17 protein-coding genes are annotated in these 14,013 nt (G+C 62.1%); 10 read left to right on the plus strand and 7 right to left on the minus strand.

The features are described 5' to 3' along the window. Positions 1–53: 53 nt before the first annotated feature. Positions 54–1,028: a glutathione S-transferase family protein gene (locus tag ACGYLX_RS07950; RefSeq protein WP_168613430.1), complete on the minus strand. Its 975-nt coding sequence runs from the start codon at positions 1,026–1,028 to the stop codon at positions 54–56. Between the two features lie 173 nt (positions 1,029–1,201). Here ACGYLX_RS07950 and ACGYLX_RS07955 point away from each other — a divergent pair, with 173 nt between their 5' ends. After that, on the plus strand, positions 1,202–1,558 hold the full coding sequence (locus ACGYLX_RS07955; protein WP_168613431.1) for a hypothetical protein: 357 nt from the start codon (positions 1,202–1,204) through the stop codon (positions 1,556–1,558). Between the two features lie 39 nt (positions 1,559–1,597). On the opposite strand, the gene ACGYLX_RS07960 is transcribed toward ACGYLX_RS07955, so the two are convergent. After that, complete coding sequence (locus tag ACGYLX_RS07960; protein WP_394448471.1) at positions 1,598–2,767, minus strand: MalY/PatB family protein; 1,170 nt, start codon at positions 2,765–2,767, stop codon at positions 1,598–1,600. A gap of 96 nt (positions 2,768–2,863) precedes the next feature. Between ACGYLX_RS07960 and def (ACGYLX_RS07965) the strand changes: the two genes are divergently transcribed. Genes def (ACGYLX_RS07965) through fmt form a run of 4 tightly spaced genes read left to right on the plus strand, consistent with a single transcriptional unit; the run spans position 2,864 to position 5,317 of the window. Next, positions 2,864–3,382 (plus strand): peptide deformylase, encoded by a 519-nt coding sequence (def, locus tag ACGYLX_RS07965; RefSeq protein ID WP_168612659.1) that lies wholly within the window; start codon positions 2,864–2,866, stop codon positions 3,380–3,382. Next, positions 3,379–3,876, plus strand: a complete 498-nt coding sequence (def, locus tag ACGYLX_RS07970) for a peptide deformylase (RefSeq protein ID WP_168612658.1) — start codon at positions 3,379–3,381, stop codon at positions 3,874–3,876. The genes def (ACGYLX_RS07965) and def (ACGYLX_RS07970) overlap by 4 nt, the downstream gene beginning before the upstream one ends. Further along, positions 3,873–4,370 (plus strand): peptide deformylase, encoded by a 498-nt coding sequence (gene def / locus ACGYLX_RS07975; RefSeq protein ID WP_168612657.1) that lies wholly within the window; start codon positions 3,873–3,875, stop codon positions 4,368–4,370. The genes def (ACGYLX_RS07970) and def (ACGYLX_RS07975) overlap by 4 nt, the downstream gene beginning before the upstream one ends. A gap of 38 nt (positions 4,371–4,408) precedes the next feature. After that, positions 4,409–5,317 (plus strand): methionyl-tRNA formyltransferase, encoded by a 909-nt coding sequence (gene fmt, locus ACGYLX_RS07980; RefSeq protein WP_168612656.1) that lies wholly within the window; start codon positions 4,409–4,411, stop codon positions 5,315–5,317. A 9-nt stretch (positions 5,318–5,326) separates the two neighbouring features. Here the strand turns inward: fmt and ACGYLX_RS07985 are convergent, their stop codons facing one another. The 5 genes from ACGYLX_RS07985 to ACGYLX_RS08005 all read right to left on the minus strand — a co-directional run bounded on the left by ACGYLX_RS07985 (position 5,327) and on the right by ACGYLX_RS08005 (position 9,015). Further along, positions 5,327–5,950 (minus strand): trimeric intracellular cation channel family protein, encoded by a 624-nt coding sequence (locus tag ACGYLX_RS07985; RefSeq protein ID WP_168612655.1) that lies wholly within the window; start codon positions 5,948–5,950, stop codon positions 5,327–5,329. Next, positions 5,947–6,411: a ribonuclease HI gene (gene rnhA, locus ACGYLX_RS07990; RefSeq protein ID WP_168612654.1), complete on the minus strand. Its 465-nt coding sequence runs from the start codon at positions 6,409–6,411 to the stop codon at positions 5,947–5,949. Before rnhA ends, ACGYLX_RS07985 begins: the two co-directional genes overlap by 4 nt. A 54-nt stretch (positions 6,412–6,465) precedes the next feature. Then, on the minus strand, positions 6,466–7,416 hold the full coding sequence (ispH, locus tag ACGYLX_RS07995; protein ID WP_067264614.1) for a 4-hydroxy-3-methylbut-2-enyl diphosphate reductase: 951 nt from the start codon (positions 7,414–7,416) through the stop codon (positions 6,466–6,468). Positions 7,417–7,476: 60 nt separating this feature from the next. After that, the gene (locus ACGYLX_RS08000; RefSeq protein ID WP_168612653.1) at positions 7,477–8,214 is read right to left on the minus strand and encodes a LuxR family transcriptional regulator; all 738 of its coding nucleotides are present in this window, start codon (positions 8,212–8,214) and stop codon (positions 7,477–7,479) included. Positions 8,215–8,466: 252 nt separating this feature from the next. Next, positions 8,467–9,015 (minus strand): NYN domain-containing protein, encoded by a 549-nt coding sequence (locus tag ACGYLX_RS08005; protein WP_067264609.1) that lies wholly within the window; start codon positions 9,013–9,015, stop codon positions 8,467–8,469. Positions 9,016–9,159: 144 nt separating this feature from the next. On the opposite strand from ACGYLX_RS08005, the gene folK reads away from it, so the two are divergent. The 5 genes from folK to ACGYLX_RS08030 all read left to right on the plus strand — a co-directional run bounded on the left by folK (position 9,160) and on the right by ACGYLX_RS08030 (position 13,908). Beyond that, positions 9,160–9,750 (plus strand): 2-amino-4-hydroxy-6-hydroxymethyldihydropteridine diphosphokinase, encoded by a 591-nt coding sequence (folK, locus tag ACGYLX_RS08010; protein WP_168612661.1) that lies wholly within the window; start codon positions 9,160–9,162, stop codon positions 9,748–9,750. Between the two features lie 70 nt (positions 9,751–9,820). After that, on the plus strand, positions 9,821–10,174 hold the full coding sequence (rpoZ, locus tag ACGYLX_RS08015; RefSeq protein ID WP_067264606.1) for a DNA-directed RNA polymerase subunit omega: 354 nt from the start codon (positions 9,821–9,823) through the stop codon (positions 10,172–10,174). A gap of 36 nt (positions 10,175–10,210) precedes the next feature. Continuing rightward, positions 10,211–12,361: a bifunctional (p)ppGpp synthetase/guanosine-3',5'-bis(diphosphate) 3'-pyrophosphohydrolase gene (locus tag ACGYLX_RS08020; RefSeq protein ID WP_168612652.1), complete on the plus strand. Its 2,151-nt coding sequence runs from the start codon at positions 10,211–10,213 to the stop codon at positions 12,359–12,361. Positions 12,362–12,398: 37 nt separating this feature from the next. Next, entirely contained in the window at positions 12,399–13,055 is a 657-nt protein-coding gene (locus tag ACGYLX_RS08025; RefSeq protein WP_067264597.1) for a DUF2062 domain-containing protein, read from the plus strand. Between the two features lie 100 nt (positions 13,056–13,155). Then, positions 13,156–13,908: a pyridoxine 5'-phosphate synthase gene (locus tag ACGYLX_RS08030; protein WP_168612651.1), complete on the plus strand. Its 753-nt coding sequence runs from the start codon at positions 13,156–13,158 to the stop codon at positions 13,906–13,908. Positions 13,909–14,013: the final 105 nt, after the last annotated feature.

Raw genomic sequence — 14,013 nt, forward strand, 5'->3', positions numbered from 1 at the left:
GCGCAAAAGCGCTGCGCGATCAAGCGTCTTCCACGGGGCAGGGGGAGGGGAGGTCAGCCGCGCCCGTGCGGCGCGTCGAAGTCCAGCACCGGATTGATCGGGATGATGCGGTGCGGGTTAATCGTATCATGGCTGTAGTGATAGTGCCGCACGATATGGTCGAAGTTCACCGTCTCGGCCACGCCCGGCACCTGATAGAGTTCGCGCGTATAGGCCCAGATGTTCGGGTAATCGACGATCCGGTGGCGGTTACATTTGAAGTGCAGGTGATAAACCTTGTCGAAGCGCACCAACGTGGTGAAAAGCCGCCAGTCCGCCTCGGTCATCCGGTCGCCCGCGAGGTAGCGGTTCTGCGACAGGATGTCTTCGATCCAATCCAGCGTGTCGAAGAGCGGATGCACGGCGGCGTCATAGGCCTCTTGCGTGGTGGCGAAGCCAGCTTTGTAGACGCCGTTGTTCAGCGTGTCATAAACGCGAGCGTTCACCTTTTCGATGCGGTCGTGCAACTGCGCGGGGTGGTAGTCATCACTGTTGCCGGTGATCGCGTTGAAGGCGCTGTTGAACATGCGGATGATTTCGGCGCTCTCATTGCTGACGATGGTCTCGCGCTCTTTGTCCCAGAGGATCGGCACGGTGACGCGGCCCGTGAGATTGGGATCGGCGCGGGTGTAGATGTCGCGGGCATAGGGCAGGCCGAAAAGCGTGTCGCCCGTGGCACCGGGGAAATCCGTGTCAAAGGTCCAGCCCTCGCCCAGCATATCGGGATGCACGACAGAGACACCGATGTGATCCTCAAGCCCCTTCAACTGGCGGAAGATCAGCGCGCGATGCGCCCATGGGCAGGCATAGCTGACGTAGAGGTGGTAGCGCCCTGATTCTGCCTTGAACCCGCCTTCGCCGCTGGGTCCGGCGCTGCCATCGGCGGTCACCCAGTTACGAAACTTGGCCTCGCTGCGTTCGAATTTGCCGCCCGAGGATTTGGTATCATACCATTTATCTTGCCATTTACCGTCGACCAATAGGCCCATCTTGTTCTCCTTTCCGCGTTTGAGGGTATATTTAGGGCAGGGCGCGGGGGCCGCCCATCTTCATAGGCGCGCAGCCGCTCTGCGCTGATGCAGACTGCCCAAACGTCACCAATTCTTAACTTGAATTTTCTACGCTTTCCGCCAGCTTAGAGGCATCAGCGGGGGGATTGCGCATGGAAGAATTTCTGTCGAAAGAAATACAGGCGGGGCTGGATGCCGCGCGTATGGCAAGCCTGCGCAAGGGCGCGCGCCTGCGGCTTGAGGCGGGCGGTGATGTCTACCGCGTACTGCGCATGTGGAAGACCGGTTTCTCCGTCGATGCACAGGATGCGCCGAAGCTGCGCGGGCTGGTCGATCTCTATGACGGCAGCCTGCATCTGTTCCAATGTCTGATCGTGGCGAGCGAGGAAGAAGCGGGCGAGATGCGCTATGAGTTCAAACGCGCCACCGCCGTGGCAGACTGTCCGCCGCTTGACTTCGAACGTCCCACCGATGCGCCGCTGGGTCTGATCGAAGACGGCCGCGCCTGAAAGGGCGGCACGGCGGGGCCGCCCCGCCGCGCCGTTTCGTTACTGTAAATCGCTGAAAGCTTTGGTGAGCCGCTCGCAGGCTTCCTCGACCCGGGCGCGCGGGGTGGCGAGGTTGAAGCGCATGAAGCTTTCGCCCCCCGTGCCAAAGGTGGCGCCGTGGTTGGCAGCGATAGCGGCGCTCTTCTCGACACGGTCCTGAAACTCTGCGGGCTCCATGCCGGTGCCCGAAAAGTCCACCCAAGCCAGATAGGTCGATTCCAGCGGCATCGAGCTTAGCCCCGGAATCGCGTTCACCGCCTCGTCGAAGAGCTGCCGGTTGCCGTCGAGATAGGCGGTCAGCTCATCCACCCAAGCCGCGCCCTCGGGGGAATAGGCGGCGGTTGCCATGATCAGCCCGAAGGAGTTTGCCGAAACGCCCAAGGCCGCCATGCGCCGGGCAAAGCGCTCGCGCAGCTTGGGGTCGTGGATGATGACGTTTCCGGTATGGCCGCCCGCGATGTTGAAGGTCTTTGTCGTGGCGGTCATCATCACCAGTCGGTCTTCGATCCCGTCGATCTGGGCCATGGGGATATGCTTGTGCCCCGGCATCACCAGATCGTGGTGGATCTCATCCGAGACCAGCACCAGATCGTGCCGCTTGGCGAAGTCGGCCACGCCTTGCAGTTCCTCACGGCTCCAGACCCGCCCGCCGGGGTTATGCGGCGAGCAGAGGATCACCATCTTCTCATCCCCGGTCATCAGGGCGTCATAGGCATCGAAATCCATCTCGTAGCGGCCCGAGGCATTGGTCAGCGGGCATTCCACCACCCGTCGCTCGGCGGCGTTAATCACGCGGGCGAAGGCGTGGTAAACCGGGGTGAACAGCACGACGCCATCGCCGGGCTGGGTAAAGGCGTCGACGCACATGGCGGTGCCGTTCACCAAGCCATGCGTGGTGAAGATCGCCTGCGGATCGACCTTCCAGCCGTGGCGGTTTTCCATCCACCATTGGATCGCGGCAAGGTATTTGCTGTCATCGCCGAAATACCCGTGCACCCCGTGATCAATCTGGGCCTGAAGCGCGTCCTGCACCACCTGCGGGGGCCGGAAATCCATGTCGGCCACCCACATGGCGATGCCACTATCCGCAGGCACGCCATAGATCGCTTCCATCTTGTCCCATTTCGCACAATGGGTGCCGCGCCGGTCGATGATGTCGTCAAAGCTCATGCTGGTCTCTCCTGATATTGCGGCCAAGCTAACGGCTGCCGCAGGCGCTGCAAGCCCCCGGTTGCGCGATGCACGGGCATGGCCTAAATGAGCGGGATGAAACGCCCGATCCTTTTGCACCCCGATCCACGGCTCAAGAAAGCCGCAGCCCCCGTCGCCGATCTCAGCGACGAGCTGCGCGTGCTGGGCGATGATATGTTGACCACCATGTATGATGCGCCGGGCATCGGCCTTGCCGCGCCGCAGATCGGCGTGTTGAGCCGGGTGATCGTGCTGGATTGCGTCAAGGAAGAGGGCGAAGCGCCCCGGCCCTTGCTGATGTTCAATCCTGAGATCGTGGCTTCTTCGGATGACCTGAACACCTATGAGGAAGGCTGTCTCAGCATCCCCGACCAATATGCCGAGGTGACCCGCCCGGCAGAGGTTGAGGTGCGCTGGCTCGACCGTGACGGGAAAGAGCAGCAGGAGGCCTTTGACGGGCTTTGGGCGACCTGCGTTCAGCATGAGATCGACCACCTCGACGGCAAGCTTTTCATCGACTACCTCAAGCCGCTGAAGCGTCAGATGATCACCCGCAAGATGGTCAAGCTCAAGCGCGAGCTGGCGCGCGGATGAGCGTGCTGGAGGTTCTCCGCTGGCCCGACCCGCGACTGGCCGAGATCTGCGCCCCGGTCGAAGAGATCACGCCGGAGATTGAACGCCTTGCCGCCGATATGCTGGAAACGATGTATGCCGCACCGGGGCGTGGCCTTGCCGGGCCACAGGTGGGCGCGATGCTGCGGATCTTCGTGATGGATGCGGGCTGGAAAGAGGATAAGTCCGACCCGCTCGTCTGCATCAACCCGATGTTTCAAGAGATCGGCGAAGAGCGGGTGACCAATACCGAAGGCTGTCTTAGCATCCCCGGCATCAGCACCGACATCTCGCGCCCTGCGCAGGTGCAGATGGTCTGGACCGGTCTGAACGGGGGCCGCTATGTGCAGAGCATGGAAGGCGCCGCCGCGCTAATCGCGCAGCATGAGATGGATCACCTTGATGGTGTGGTGACCTTCGATCACCTCGACGCGCAGACCCGCGCGGCCAAGATTGCGGAGTTCAACGCACAATGACCCTACGCCGCTATGTTCCATGGCCCGACAAACGCCTGCGCAGCCCCGCCGAACCCATCGATGCGGTGACGGATGAAATCCGCACCCTCTGGGATGACATGATCGAGACGATGGACGCCATGCCCGGCGTCGGCCTTGCCGCGCCGCAGATCGGGGTGATGTTGCAGGTGGCGGTGGTCGATGCCTCGGAAGCGCGCAACAAACGTATCCGGCTGGCGAACCCGGTGATCGTCGATGCCTCTGCCGTGTTGCATCCTTACGAGGAGGCCAGTCCCAATCTGCCCGGTTTCAGCGCCGTGATCCGCCGCCCGCGTGGGGTGAAGGTACGCTTTCTGGATGAGACGGGGGCCGAGGTGGAGCGCGATTTCGTCGGGCTGGAAGCGGTGAGCGTGCAGCACCAGATCGACCATCTGGCGGGCAAGATGTATTTCGACAACCTCAGCAAAACCAAGCGCGACATGCTGTTGCGCAAGGCACGCAAACAGAACGGCTGACGGCGCTCTCTAAGGCGCTGTCCGGCAGGAGTGAACAGATGCGACTGATCTTCATGGGCACGCCCGATTTCTCGGTGCCGATCCTCGATGCGTTGGTGCAGGGCGGGCATGAGATCTGCGCGGTCTATTGCCAGCCGCCCCGCCCCGCCGGGCGCGGCAAGAAGCCCCGCCCCAGCCCGGTGCAGCAACGCGCCGAAGCGCTTGGACTGCTGGTGCGGCATCCGGTCTCGCTCAAGCATCCTGAGCCGCAGGAAGAATTTGCAGCGCTTGAGGCCGATGCGGCGGTGGTCGTGGCCTACGGTCTGATCCTGCCGCAGCCCATTCTCGACGCGCCGAAACATGGCTGTTTGAACATCCACGCCAGCCTGCTGCCGCGCTGGCGCGGCGCGGCGCCCATTCACCGTGCGATCATGGCGGGCGACGAAAAGACCGGCGTGTGCATCATGCAGATGGAAGCGGGGCTGGATACCGGGCCGGTGCTGCTGTGCGAAGAGACCGAGATCGGCAGCGATGAGACCACGGCACAGTTGCATGACCGGCTGAGCGCCATGGGCGCGGTGGCGATCAACAAGGCGCTGTCGCAACTGACCGATCTGACGCCGCAGCCCCAGCCCGAAGAGGGCGTCACCTATGCCGCCAAGATCGACAAAGCCGAAGCGCGGATCGACTGGACCCGCCCGGCGGTCGAGGTGGACCGGCTGATCCGCGGGCTTTCGCCCTTTCCGGGGGCATGGTTCGAGATTGACGGCCAGCGGGTGAAAGTCCTCGGCTCGGTGCTGGACGAGGGCACCGGCGCGCCGGGTGAGGTGCTGTCGGACGCGCTGCGCATCGCCTGTGGCGAGGGGGCGGTGCGGCTGACGCGGCTACAGCGCGCGGGCAAAGGTGTGCAGGATGCGAATGTGTTTCAACGCGGTGCGCAGATCGCAGTGGGTGCGCGTCTTAGCTGAGGCCGAGGTTCAGCTTTTGGGCGGGGTGCTTTTGTAGACCGGCAGGTGCCAGCCGAAATAAAGCGACCCGGCACGCAGCACCCAAGTCGTCGCAGCGCAGGCCAGCAGCGGGTAGAGCGTGCCATCGAAATAGGGCGCCAGCAGCACGGCGACGGCGGCACCGGAGAGCGCCGCGGTGGCGTAAAGCTCGCCTTGGGTCAGCACCAGCGGCAATTGCCCAACGACCACATCTCGCATCAGCCCGCCCATGCAGCCGGTGATCATGCCCATGACGATGATGATCGGCGCGGACTGCTCTTGCGCCATCGCCACACCGACACCCGCCGCGACAGCGACGGCGAGCGCCAGACTGTCGAGCCAGATCAGAGTGCGAAAGCGGCTTTCGAGCAAGTGGGCGGTGAAAAACACCACCAGCGCCGCCACGATGGCCACGCCGAGCATGCTGGGCGTCTCGATCCAGAAGATCGGGTTGCGGTCGAGCAAGAGGTCACGGATCGTGCCGCCGCCCACGGCGGTCAGGCAGGCGATAAAGGCAAAGCCCACGATATCAAGCTGCGCCCGGCTGGCAACAAGCGCGCCGGTGATGGCAAAGACCAGCACGGCGGCATAGTCCAGCAGGGCCAGCAGGGTCACTTCTCGCCGCCCGGTTTGAAGGGGGCCATGCCCGCGCGGGCCAGTTCATCGGCGCGCTCGTTCTCAGGGTGGCCGGCGTGGCCCTTGACCCATTTCCACGTCACATTGTGCCGCGCATTCGCGGCGTCCAGCCGTTGCCAAAGCTCGGCATTCTTGACCGGCTTCTTGGCCGCGTTCTTCCAACCGTTTTTTTTCCAGCCAAAAATCCAGCCGGTGATGCCGTTTTTGACGTAGTTGCTATCGGTCACCAGCGTGATCTCGGTCGGGCGGCTGAGCGATTCCAGGGCCGAGATCGCGGCCATCAGCTCCATGCGGTTGTTCGTGGTCTGCGCCTCGCCGCCCTTCAACTCGCGTTCCTTGACGATTTTGTCGCCGTCCATCGCGCGCATCAGCACGCCCCAGCCGCCGGGGCCGGGATTGCCCGAACAGGCACCGTCAGTATAGGCGTAGAGGTCAGGCATGGGTATCTCCGGCAGTTTCCAGCGCGGTTTAGGCGGCTGGCGCGCGGCGGTCAATCAGGCGGGTTGGCGCAGAACGCGCGGCACCTTGAATTCCACGTTCTCCTGCGCGGTTTCGACCAGATCGGTGGTCACGTCATAGCGCGCTTTGAAGGCGTCGATTACCTCATTGATGAGCACTTCGGGGGCCGATGCGCCCGCCGTGATGCCGATGCTGCCGATGCCCTCTAGCGCGCGCCAGTCGATGTCATCGGCGCGCTGCACCAGTTGCGCATAGGCGCAGCCTGCGCGGGCGCCGACTTCGACCAGCCGTTTGGAGTTCGAGGAATTCGGCGCGCCCACGACCAGCATCGCGTCGCATTTCGGGGCCATTGCTTTGACCGCTTCCTGACGGTTGGTCGTGGCATAGCAGATGTCTTCTTTATGCGGGCCGATAATGGCAGGGAAACGCGCCTGTAGGGCGGCCACGATATCGGCGGTGTCATCGACGCTGAGCGTGGTCTGGGTGACATAGGCCAAACGCGCGTCATCGCGCACGGCGACTGTGGCCACATCCTCGGGCGTTTCGACGAGCAGCACATCGCCTTCGGGCAATTGGCCCATGGTGCCGATCGTTTCAGGGTGGCCCGCATGGCCGATCATAATGATCTGAAGGCCCGCATCTGCGTGGCGCTGCGCCTCGATATGCACCTTGGAGACCAGCGGGCAGGTGGCATCGACGTAGATCATGTTGCGCGCCTGCGCCGCCGAGGGCACGGATTTCGGCACGCCATGGGCGGAAAAGATCACCGGGCGGTCGTCGGGGCATTCGGAGAGTTCCTCGACAAAGACCGCGCCCTTGTCGCGCAGCCCATCGACGACGAATTTGTTGTGCACGATCTCATGGCGCACATAGACCGGCGCGCCCCATTTCTCGATCGCCATTTCGACGATCTTGATCGCCCGGTCCACGCCCGCACAGAATCCGCGCGGCGCGGCGAGGTAGAGGGTAAGAGGCGGTTTGGTCATGGCGAAATCTCCGGACGGTTGGCGCAGAGGTAAGGGCTTGGGCGCGCTTCGTCCAGCCCGTCAGTCCGACTTGGGCGCAGGCTCGCCCGCCGTGGCATGGACCAGCGCAGCCGCCTGCGCCCGGTTGCGGATGCCGAGCTTGCGGTAGCCAGATTTCGCATAGTCCGACACGGTGTGGATAGAGAGGTTGCAGCGGTGCGCGGTCTGCTGGCGGGTGTAGCCATGGGCCAGCAGGTTCACCACTTCGGCTTCGCGCGGGCTCAGCTTGTCGAAGGCCGAAGGATTCTCGGGCAGGGGCAGGGGCGCGGTGCCGGTCAGGTCTTCGATCCGGCGGTGCATCAGCAGGCAGAAGAGGCGCAGATCCTCGGCAATGTCGCTGAAGGCGCGCTCGAACTCTTCGGCCTCCATCTCGTTGCCGACGATGAAGCCGCCAAAACGTTCGGAGCCCTTCAGCCGCATCGGCACGGCAAAGGCAGCATGCAGACCTTCGCGCCCCGCGCGGGCGATCAGCGAATGCTCAGACGGGGTGACATCGGGGTAGAGGTGGACGAAGGCTTGGCCGATCGTCAGCACATCATAACTGTTGCACGAGTGGTGCAGGAATGGGTCATCCTCGGGCGGGAGGTCATCGTAAAGGTCGGGTATGGTCGACAGAAACTGAGCGTCTTTGAAATCCGCACCCACGCTGATGTGGATGGCGTGGGTAAAGCCGGTCTTTCGAAATGTCTTTACGATCCCATCCCAAAGCGCGCTAACATCTTGCAGCTTTTCCAAACGTACAGCGGCATCGAACAGCATCTTCCCTCACTTTTACCCCCCTTTTTCGGGGGGTCGTCTACTTCTACGGGAGCAGGTACTGTGGGATCAAGGGGAACGCATGGGTTCATGTGCTGTATTGTATCTTCCCTGGGGTATTTTAGAAATTTCACAGGCCAGTGACGCCACAGTCGCTGGCCTGGTATTCGTTTGCCCATCATCCTGATGCTGCGCACAATAAAGCCGCTGCCGCACGGGGGCGGCATGGTTCTGCGCGAAATGGATCTGGGTCGTTCAGTCGTGCGGTGCGGGATCGCGCGGCGGGCGGCCGATAACATCACGCAGATCGTCAAGCTCGATAAAGTTGTCGGCTTGGCGGCGCAGATCATCCGAGATCATCGGCGGCTGGCTGCGGATCGTGGAGACGACGGAGACGCGCACGCCTTGGCGTTGCAGGCTTTCCACCAGCGGGCGGAAATCACCATCGCCAGAGAAGATCACGATATGATCGACACGCGGGGCCAGTTCCATCGCATCGACGGCCAGTTCGATGTCCATGTCGCCTTTGACTTTGCGGCGGCCCATGCTGTCGGTGTATTCCTTGGCCGGTTTGGTGACCATGGAGAAGCCGTTGTAGTTCAACCAGTCGACAAGCGGGCGGATCGGCGAATATTCATCGTTTTCCAAAAGCGCGGTATAGTAGAAGGCGCGCAGCAGCTTGCCGCGGCGCATGAACTCTTGCCGCAGCAGCTTGTAGTCGATGTCGAAGCCCAGCGTCTTTGCCGCGGCGTAGAGGTTGGAGCCATCTATAAAAAGCGCCAACCGCTCATCTTTGTAGAACATTAAACTATCCTTTCGGCAGGCTTCGCCGTATTCCCGGTTTGAACTGTAATCGCCGCGGATTAATAAATCCGTGACCTCTGGCGATGCCCCCACATCAGGGTGCATAACTAAGGCTTTTTAACGATGTCGCAAGACCCCGAGGGCATGGAATTAAGCAGTAGAGACCCTATACGAAAGTATAGTCTTCTGGTTGCGCTCGGCGGTAACCTTGCATCTTCTGTGGGTAAACCTCAGGAAACGCTAAAATCGGCTTTAAAGCTATTGCAGACGTCCGGCGCGGTGATTCGCGCCACGAGTGCATTCTATCACACTCCGGCCTTTCCCGCAGGGGCGGGGCCAGACTATGTGAATGCCGCCGCCTGGCTTGAAGCACCGTGGGATCCGCAGACCGCTCTTGGCGTCTTGCATCGGATCGAGGCGCAGATGGGCCGTGAGCGGGCGCAACGCTGGGGGCAGCGGACCTTGGATTTGGATCTTTTGGCCTGTGATGATATCGTGTTGCCAGACCGTCAGACCCACAAGATATGGCGCGAGTTGCCATTGGAGGCACAGATTGGCCGCACGCCGGATCAATTGATTCTGCCGCATCCCCGGCTACAGGATCGGGCTTTTGTCTTGGTGCCGCTGGCCGATGTGGCCCCAGATTGGGTGCATCCGCTGATTGGAAAGCCGGTGCGCGCCCTGCTCGAAGCCCTGCCTGAGCGGGATCGTGCCGAGGTGCGGCGGCTGCAATAACGGCTTGTAAATCTGCCCGAGGCGGCTTAAATACGGCACTTCTGGCAGCAAATGAGATATTGGAGGCTTCATGGCCCGCGTCACCGTCGAAGATTGTGTGGATAAGGTTCCGAACCGTTTCGAACTCGTCATGCTGGCCGCACATCGTGCCCGCGAGATCTCTGCCGGATCGCAGTTGACCGTTGACCGTGACAACGACAAGAACCCCGTCGTGTCCTTGCGCGAAATCGCCGAAGAAACACAGTCGGCCGATGATCTGCGCGAGCGTCTGATCGAAAGCAACCAGAGCCAGATCGAAGTCGATGAGCCCGAAGAAGACGCCATGGCGCTTTTGATGGGTGCCGAAGAGGACAAGCCCGAAGAAGACAGCATGTCCGAAGAAATGTTGCTACGCCAGTTGATGGCCGCGCAGGGGCAGGGCTAACCCCCGCGCCCCGGCCGGGGCTATGAGGCAGATGGCATGAACAGCGCCGACATCACTGCCGACGACCTGATCGCTCTTGTTCAAGGCTACAATCCGCGTACCAACGAACCCCTGATCCGCGCCGCTTTCGACTATGGGGCGCGGATGCATGAGGGGCAGTTTCGCCATTCCGGTGAGCCCTATTTCACCCACCCCGTCGCCGTCGCTGCGATCCTCACGGAGCAGCAGCTTGACGACGCGACGATCATCACCGCCCTTCTGCACGACACGATCGAAGACACCAAAGCGTCTTATGCCGAGGTGCAAAGCCTCTTTGGCGGCGAAGTGGCAGAATTGGTCGATGGCGTCACCAAGCTGACCAACCTTCAGCTCAACTCGACCGAGACCAAACAGGCTGAGAATTTCCGCAAGCTTTTCATGGCGATGTCCAAGGACTTGCGCGTCATCCTCGTCAAGCTCGCCGACCGTCTGCACAACATGCGCACGATCAAATCCATGCGCCCGGACAAGCAGATCAAAAAGGCCCGTGAGACGATGGACATCTACGCGCCTCTGGCGGGCCGCATGGGCATGCAGTGGATGCGCGAAGAGCTTGAAGACCTCGCCTTTCGGGTGCTCAACCCCGAGGCGCGCGCTTCGATCATTCGCCGCTTTATCACCCTGCAACGTGACACCGGCGATGTGATCCAGCGCATCACCGGCGACATGCGGGTGGAGTTGGAAAAGGCGGATATCGAAGCCGAGGTCTTTGGCCGGGCCAAGAAACCCTATTCGATCTGGCGCAAGATGGAGGAGAAGGAGCAAAGCTTCTCCCGCCTGTCCGACATCTACGGCTTTCGCGTCATCACCGCCTCTGAAGAAGACTGCTACCGCACCCTCGGGGCGATCCATCGCCGTTGGCGCGCGGTGCCGGGGCGGTTCAAGGATTACATCAGCCAGCCCAAGACCAACGGTTATCGGTCGATCCACACAACCGTCTCGGGCCGTGACGGCAAGCGGGTGGAGGTGCAGATCCGCACCCGCCAGATGCATGACGTGGCCGAGACCGGCGTCGCCGCCCATTGGTCCTACCGCGACGGTGTGCGCAGCCGGAACCCCTTTGCTGTCGATCCTGCCAAGTGGATCAGCCAACTGACCGAGCAGTTTGACGCCGAGACCGATCACGAGGATTTCCTCGAAGCCGTGAAGCTTGAGATGTACGCCGATCAGGTGTTCTGCTTCACGCCCAAAGGCGATGTGGTAAAACTGCCGCGCGGCGCCACGCCGATTGATTTCGCCTATGCGATCCACACCCGTATCGGCAACGCCTGTGTGGGAGCCAAGGTCGACGGGATGCGCGTGCCGCTGTGGACCCGGATCAAAAACGGCCAGTCGATTGAGATCACCACCGCGCAGGGCCAGACGCCGCAGGTGACATGGCTCGACATTGCCACCACGGGTAAAGCCAAGTCGGCGATCCGGCGCTCCCTGCGTGAGGTCGACCGCGAGCGCTTTATCAAACTGGGCCGTGAATTGGCGCGTTCGGCCTTTGCGCAGGTCGGTAAAAAGGCCACCGATAAGGTGCTGCATACCGTGGCCAAGAACATGCGGCTGAATGGCCCCGACGAAGTGCTCGCCCGGCTTGGCAGTTCGGAACTCACGGGCCGCGAAGTGGTGGAATGCGTCTATCCCGACCTTGCCCCGCAAAAAGGCGAACAGATCGATGTGCGCCGCGCGGTCGTGGGGCTAGAGCCGGGCCAGAGCTTTGATCGCGCGCCTTGCTGCACCCCGCTGCCCGGTGAGCGGATCGTCGGCATCACTTTCCGCGGCAAGGGCGTGACTGTCCATGCCATCGACTGTGACCGCCTCTCGGAATACGAAGACCAACCCGAACGCTGGCTCGATCTGCGTTGGCATGACGGCAGCCATCCGGCGGTCTATACCTGCGCGCTGGACATCACCATCGGCAATGGCGCGGGCGTACTGGGGCGGGTCTGCACCTTGATCGGCGAAGCCTCGGCCAATATTTCGGATCTGGAGTTTGTGGAGCGCAAGCCTGACTTTTACCGGCTGGTGGTCTATGTGGATCTCCGAGACGTGAGTCACCTGCATTCGCTGATGTCCACGCTCGAAGCCGAGAGTGAGGTCGCCGATGTCAGCAGGCACCGCAATATGAGCATGGGAAAGACCGTCGAAAAGACCGCCTGACCCCGCGCAGACGAAACGCCGATACTGGACCTGAGACTTGATTTTCAAACGCCGCGATCCGAAACCGACCCTGCGCGCGCTGGCCGAGTTTCTGTGGCCGCGCGGCGGTTGGACGCGTGCGTTTCACTATGTCAAACATCGGATGCGGCGGCTGCCCGACAGCCCCGAGCGCATCGCGCGCGGCATCTGGGCCGGGGTCTTTACCACCTTTACGCCCTTTTACGGCCTGCACTTCATCGTCGCCGCGCTGATCGGGCGGGTGATGCGGGCCAATATCCTTGCTGCGCTGATGGCGACCTTCTTTGGCAATCCGCTGACCTATGTGCCCATCGGCATCGCGGCCCTGCAAACCGGGCATTGGATCCTCGGCGCGCCCGTGGCACCGACGGCGCACCGCTCTTTCGGGGGGAAGTTTCTCGACGCCGGGCGCGATCTGAAAGAGAATTTCGTCGCGATCTTTACCGATACCCAGATGGATTGGACCGGGCTGACGGTGTTTTTCCATCAGGTCTTCTACCCCTATCTGATCGGGGGCATCCTGCCTGGGATGATCTGCGCCTCTATCGCCTATTACATCTCGGTCCCGGTGCTGCGCGCCTATCAAAAGCGGCGGCGCGGCATGATCAAAGCCAAGTTCGAGGCGCTCAAACATAAGGCGGCGCAAAAGGCCGACGCCAAGCGCCACGCGGACTGATCCTGTCGCGCCATCAATTTTCGGGAAAAACCGCTTCTCCCTATGGGGTTGGCGAAAGTTCCGACCTATGGTCGGGGCAAGTGATGCAAGGGGAATCGAGATGGCGGATCAACCAAAGCTGAGATTGGGCGTGAACATTGACCATGTGGCGACTGTGCGTAACGCGCGGGGCGGCGCCTATCCCGACCCGCTGCGCGCGGCCAAGATCGCGGAAAAGGCCGGGGCCGATGGCATCACCGCGCATCTGCGCGAAGACCGGCGGCATATCTCCGACGCCGATATCGAAGGTTTGATGGAGGTGCTGTCGGTCCCGCTCAACTTCGAGATGGCCGCGACGGATGAGATGCAAAAGATCGCCCTGCGCCATAAGCCCCACGCGGTCTGCATCGTGCCCGAAAAGCGCGAAGAGCGGACCACCGAAGGCGGGCTGGAAGTCGCCCGGGAAGAGAACAAGCTGGCCCATTTCATCGCGCCCCTGCGCGAGGCAGGCAGCCGGGTGTCGATCTTCATCGCAGCCGAGCGCGCGCAGATCGAAGCCGCCAATCGCATCGGCGCAGAGGTGATCGAACTGCACACCGGTGCCTATTGCGATGCCTTCGCCGAGGGCCGTTGGGATGAGGCGGATGTCGAACTCAACAAGCTGCGCGAGATGTCGCGTTTCGCCGCCTCTCTCGGGCTTGAGGTGCACGCGGGCCACGGGCTGACCTACGACACCGTCACCCCGATCGCCGCTTTCCCCGAGGTGCGTGAGCTTAACATCGGGCACTTCCTGATTGGAGAGGCGATCTTCCTCGGGCTGGAACCCGCGATCACTGAGATGCGCCGCCTGATGGATGAGGCCCGCGAGGGCTGAACCTGCCGCCCGCCGGTGGCGGAAAACCTCTCAAAGGGTGCCTCCCTCTGGACCTGAAGCGGCCTTGGCCGCGTTGGGCCGCCAGACTGGTTAACGAACCTAAGG

It is taken from the genome of Sulfitobacter sp. 1A13496 (genome assembly GCF_043557225.1).
Taxonomy (GTDB): domain Bacteria; phylum Pseudomonadota; class Alphaproteobacteria; order Rhodobacterales; family Rhodobacteraceae; genus Sulfitobacter; species Sulfitobacter faviae.

Bases quoted from the DNA above. Each gene is read 5' to 3' on its own strand.
- ACGYLX_RS07950 (WP_168613430.1), bottom strand. From the start codon at position 1,028: ATGGGCCTATTGGTCGACGGTAAATGGCAAGATAAATGGTATGATACC.
- ACGYLX_RS07955 (WP_168613431.1), top strand. From the start codon at position 1,202: ATGGAAGAATTTCTGTCGAAAGAAATACAGGCGGGGCTGGATGCCGCG.
- ACGYLX_RS07960 (WP_394448471.1), bottom strand. From the start codon at position 2,767: ATGAGCTTTGACGACATCATCGACCGGCGCGGCACCCATTGTGCGAAA.
- def (WP_168612659.1), top strand. From the start codon at position 2,864: ATGAAACGCCCGATCCTTTTGCACCCCGATCCACGGCTCAAGAAAGCC.
- def (WP_168612658.1), top strand. From the start codon at position 3,379: ATGAGCGTGCTGGAGGTTCTCCGCTGGCCCGACCCGCGACTGGCCGAG.
- def (WP_168612657.1), top strand. From the start codon at position 3,873: ATGACCCTACGCCGCTATGTTCCATGGCCCGACAAACGCCTGCGCAGC.
- fmt (WP_168612656.1), top strand. From the start codon at position 4,409: ATGCGACTGATCTTCATGGGCACGCCCGATTTCTCGGTGCCGATCCTC.
- rnhA (WP_168612654.1), bottom strand. From the start codon at position 6,411: ATGCCTGACCTCTACGCCTATACTGACGGTGCCTGTTCGGGCAATCCC.
- ispH (WP_067264614.1), bottom strand. From the start codon at position 7,416: ATGACCAAACCGCCTCTTACCCTCTACCTCGCCGCGCCGCGCGGATTC.
- ACGYLX_RS08000 (WP_168612653.1), bottom strand. From the start codon at position 8,214: ATGCTGTTCGATGCCGCTGTACGTTTGGAAAAGCTGCAAGATGTTAGC.
- ACGYLX_RS08005 (WP_067264609.1), bottom strand. From the start codon at position 9,015: ATGTTCTACAAAGATGAGCGGTTGGCGCTTTTTATAGATGGCTCCAAC.
- folK (WP_168612661.1), top strand. From the start codon at position 9,160: ATGGAATTAAGCAGTAGAGACCCTATACGAAAGTATAGTCTTCTGGTT.
- rpoZ (WP_067264606.1), top strand. From the start codon at position 9,821: ATGGCCCGCGTCACCGTCGAAGATTGTGTGGATAAGGTTCCGAACCGT.
- ACGYLX_RS08020 (WP_168612652.1), top strand. From the start codon at position 10,211: ATGAACAGCGCCGACATCACTGCCGACGACCTGATCGCTCTTGTTCAA.
- ACGYLX_RS08030 (WP_168612651.1), top strand. From the start codon at position 13,156: ATGGCGGATCAACCAAAGCTGAGATTGGGCGTGAACATTGACCATGTG.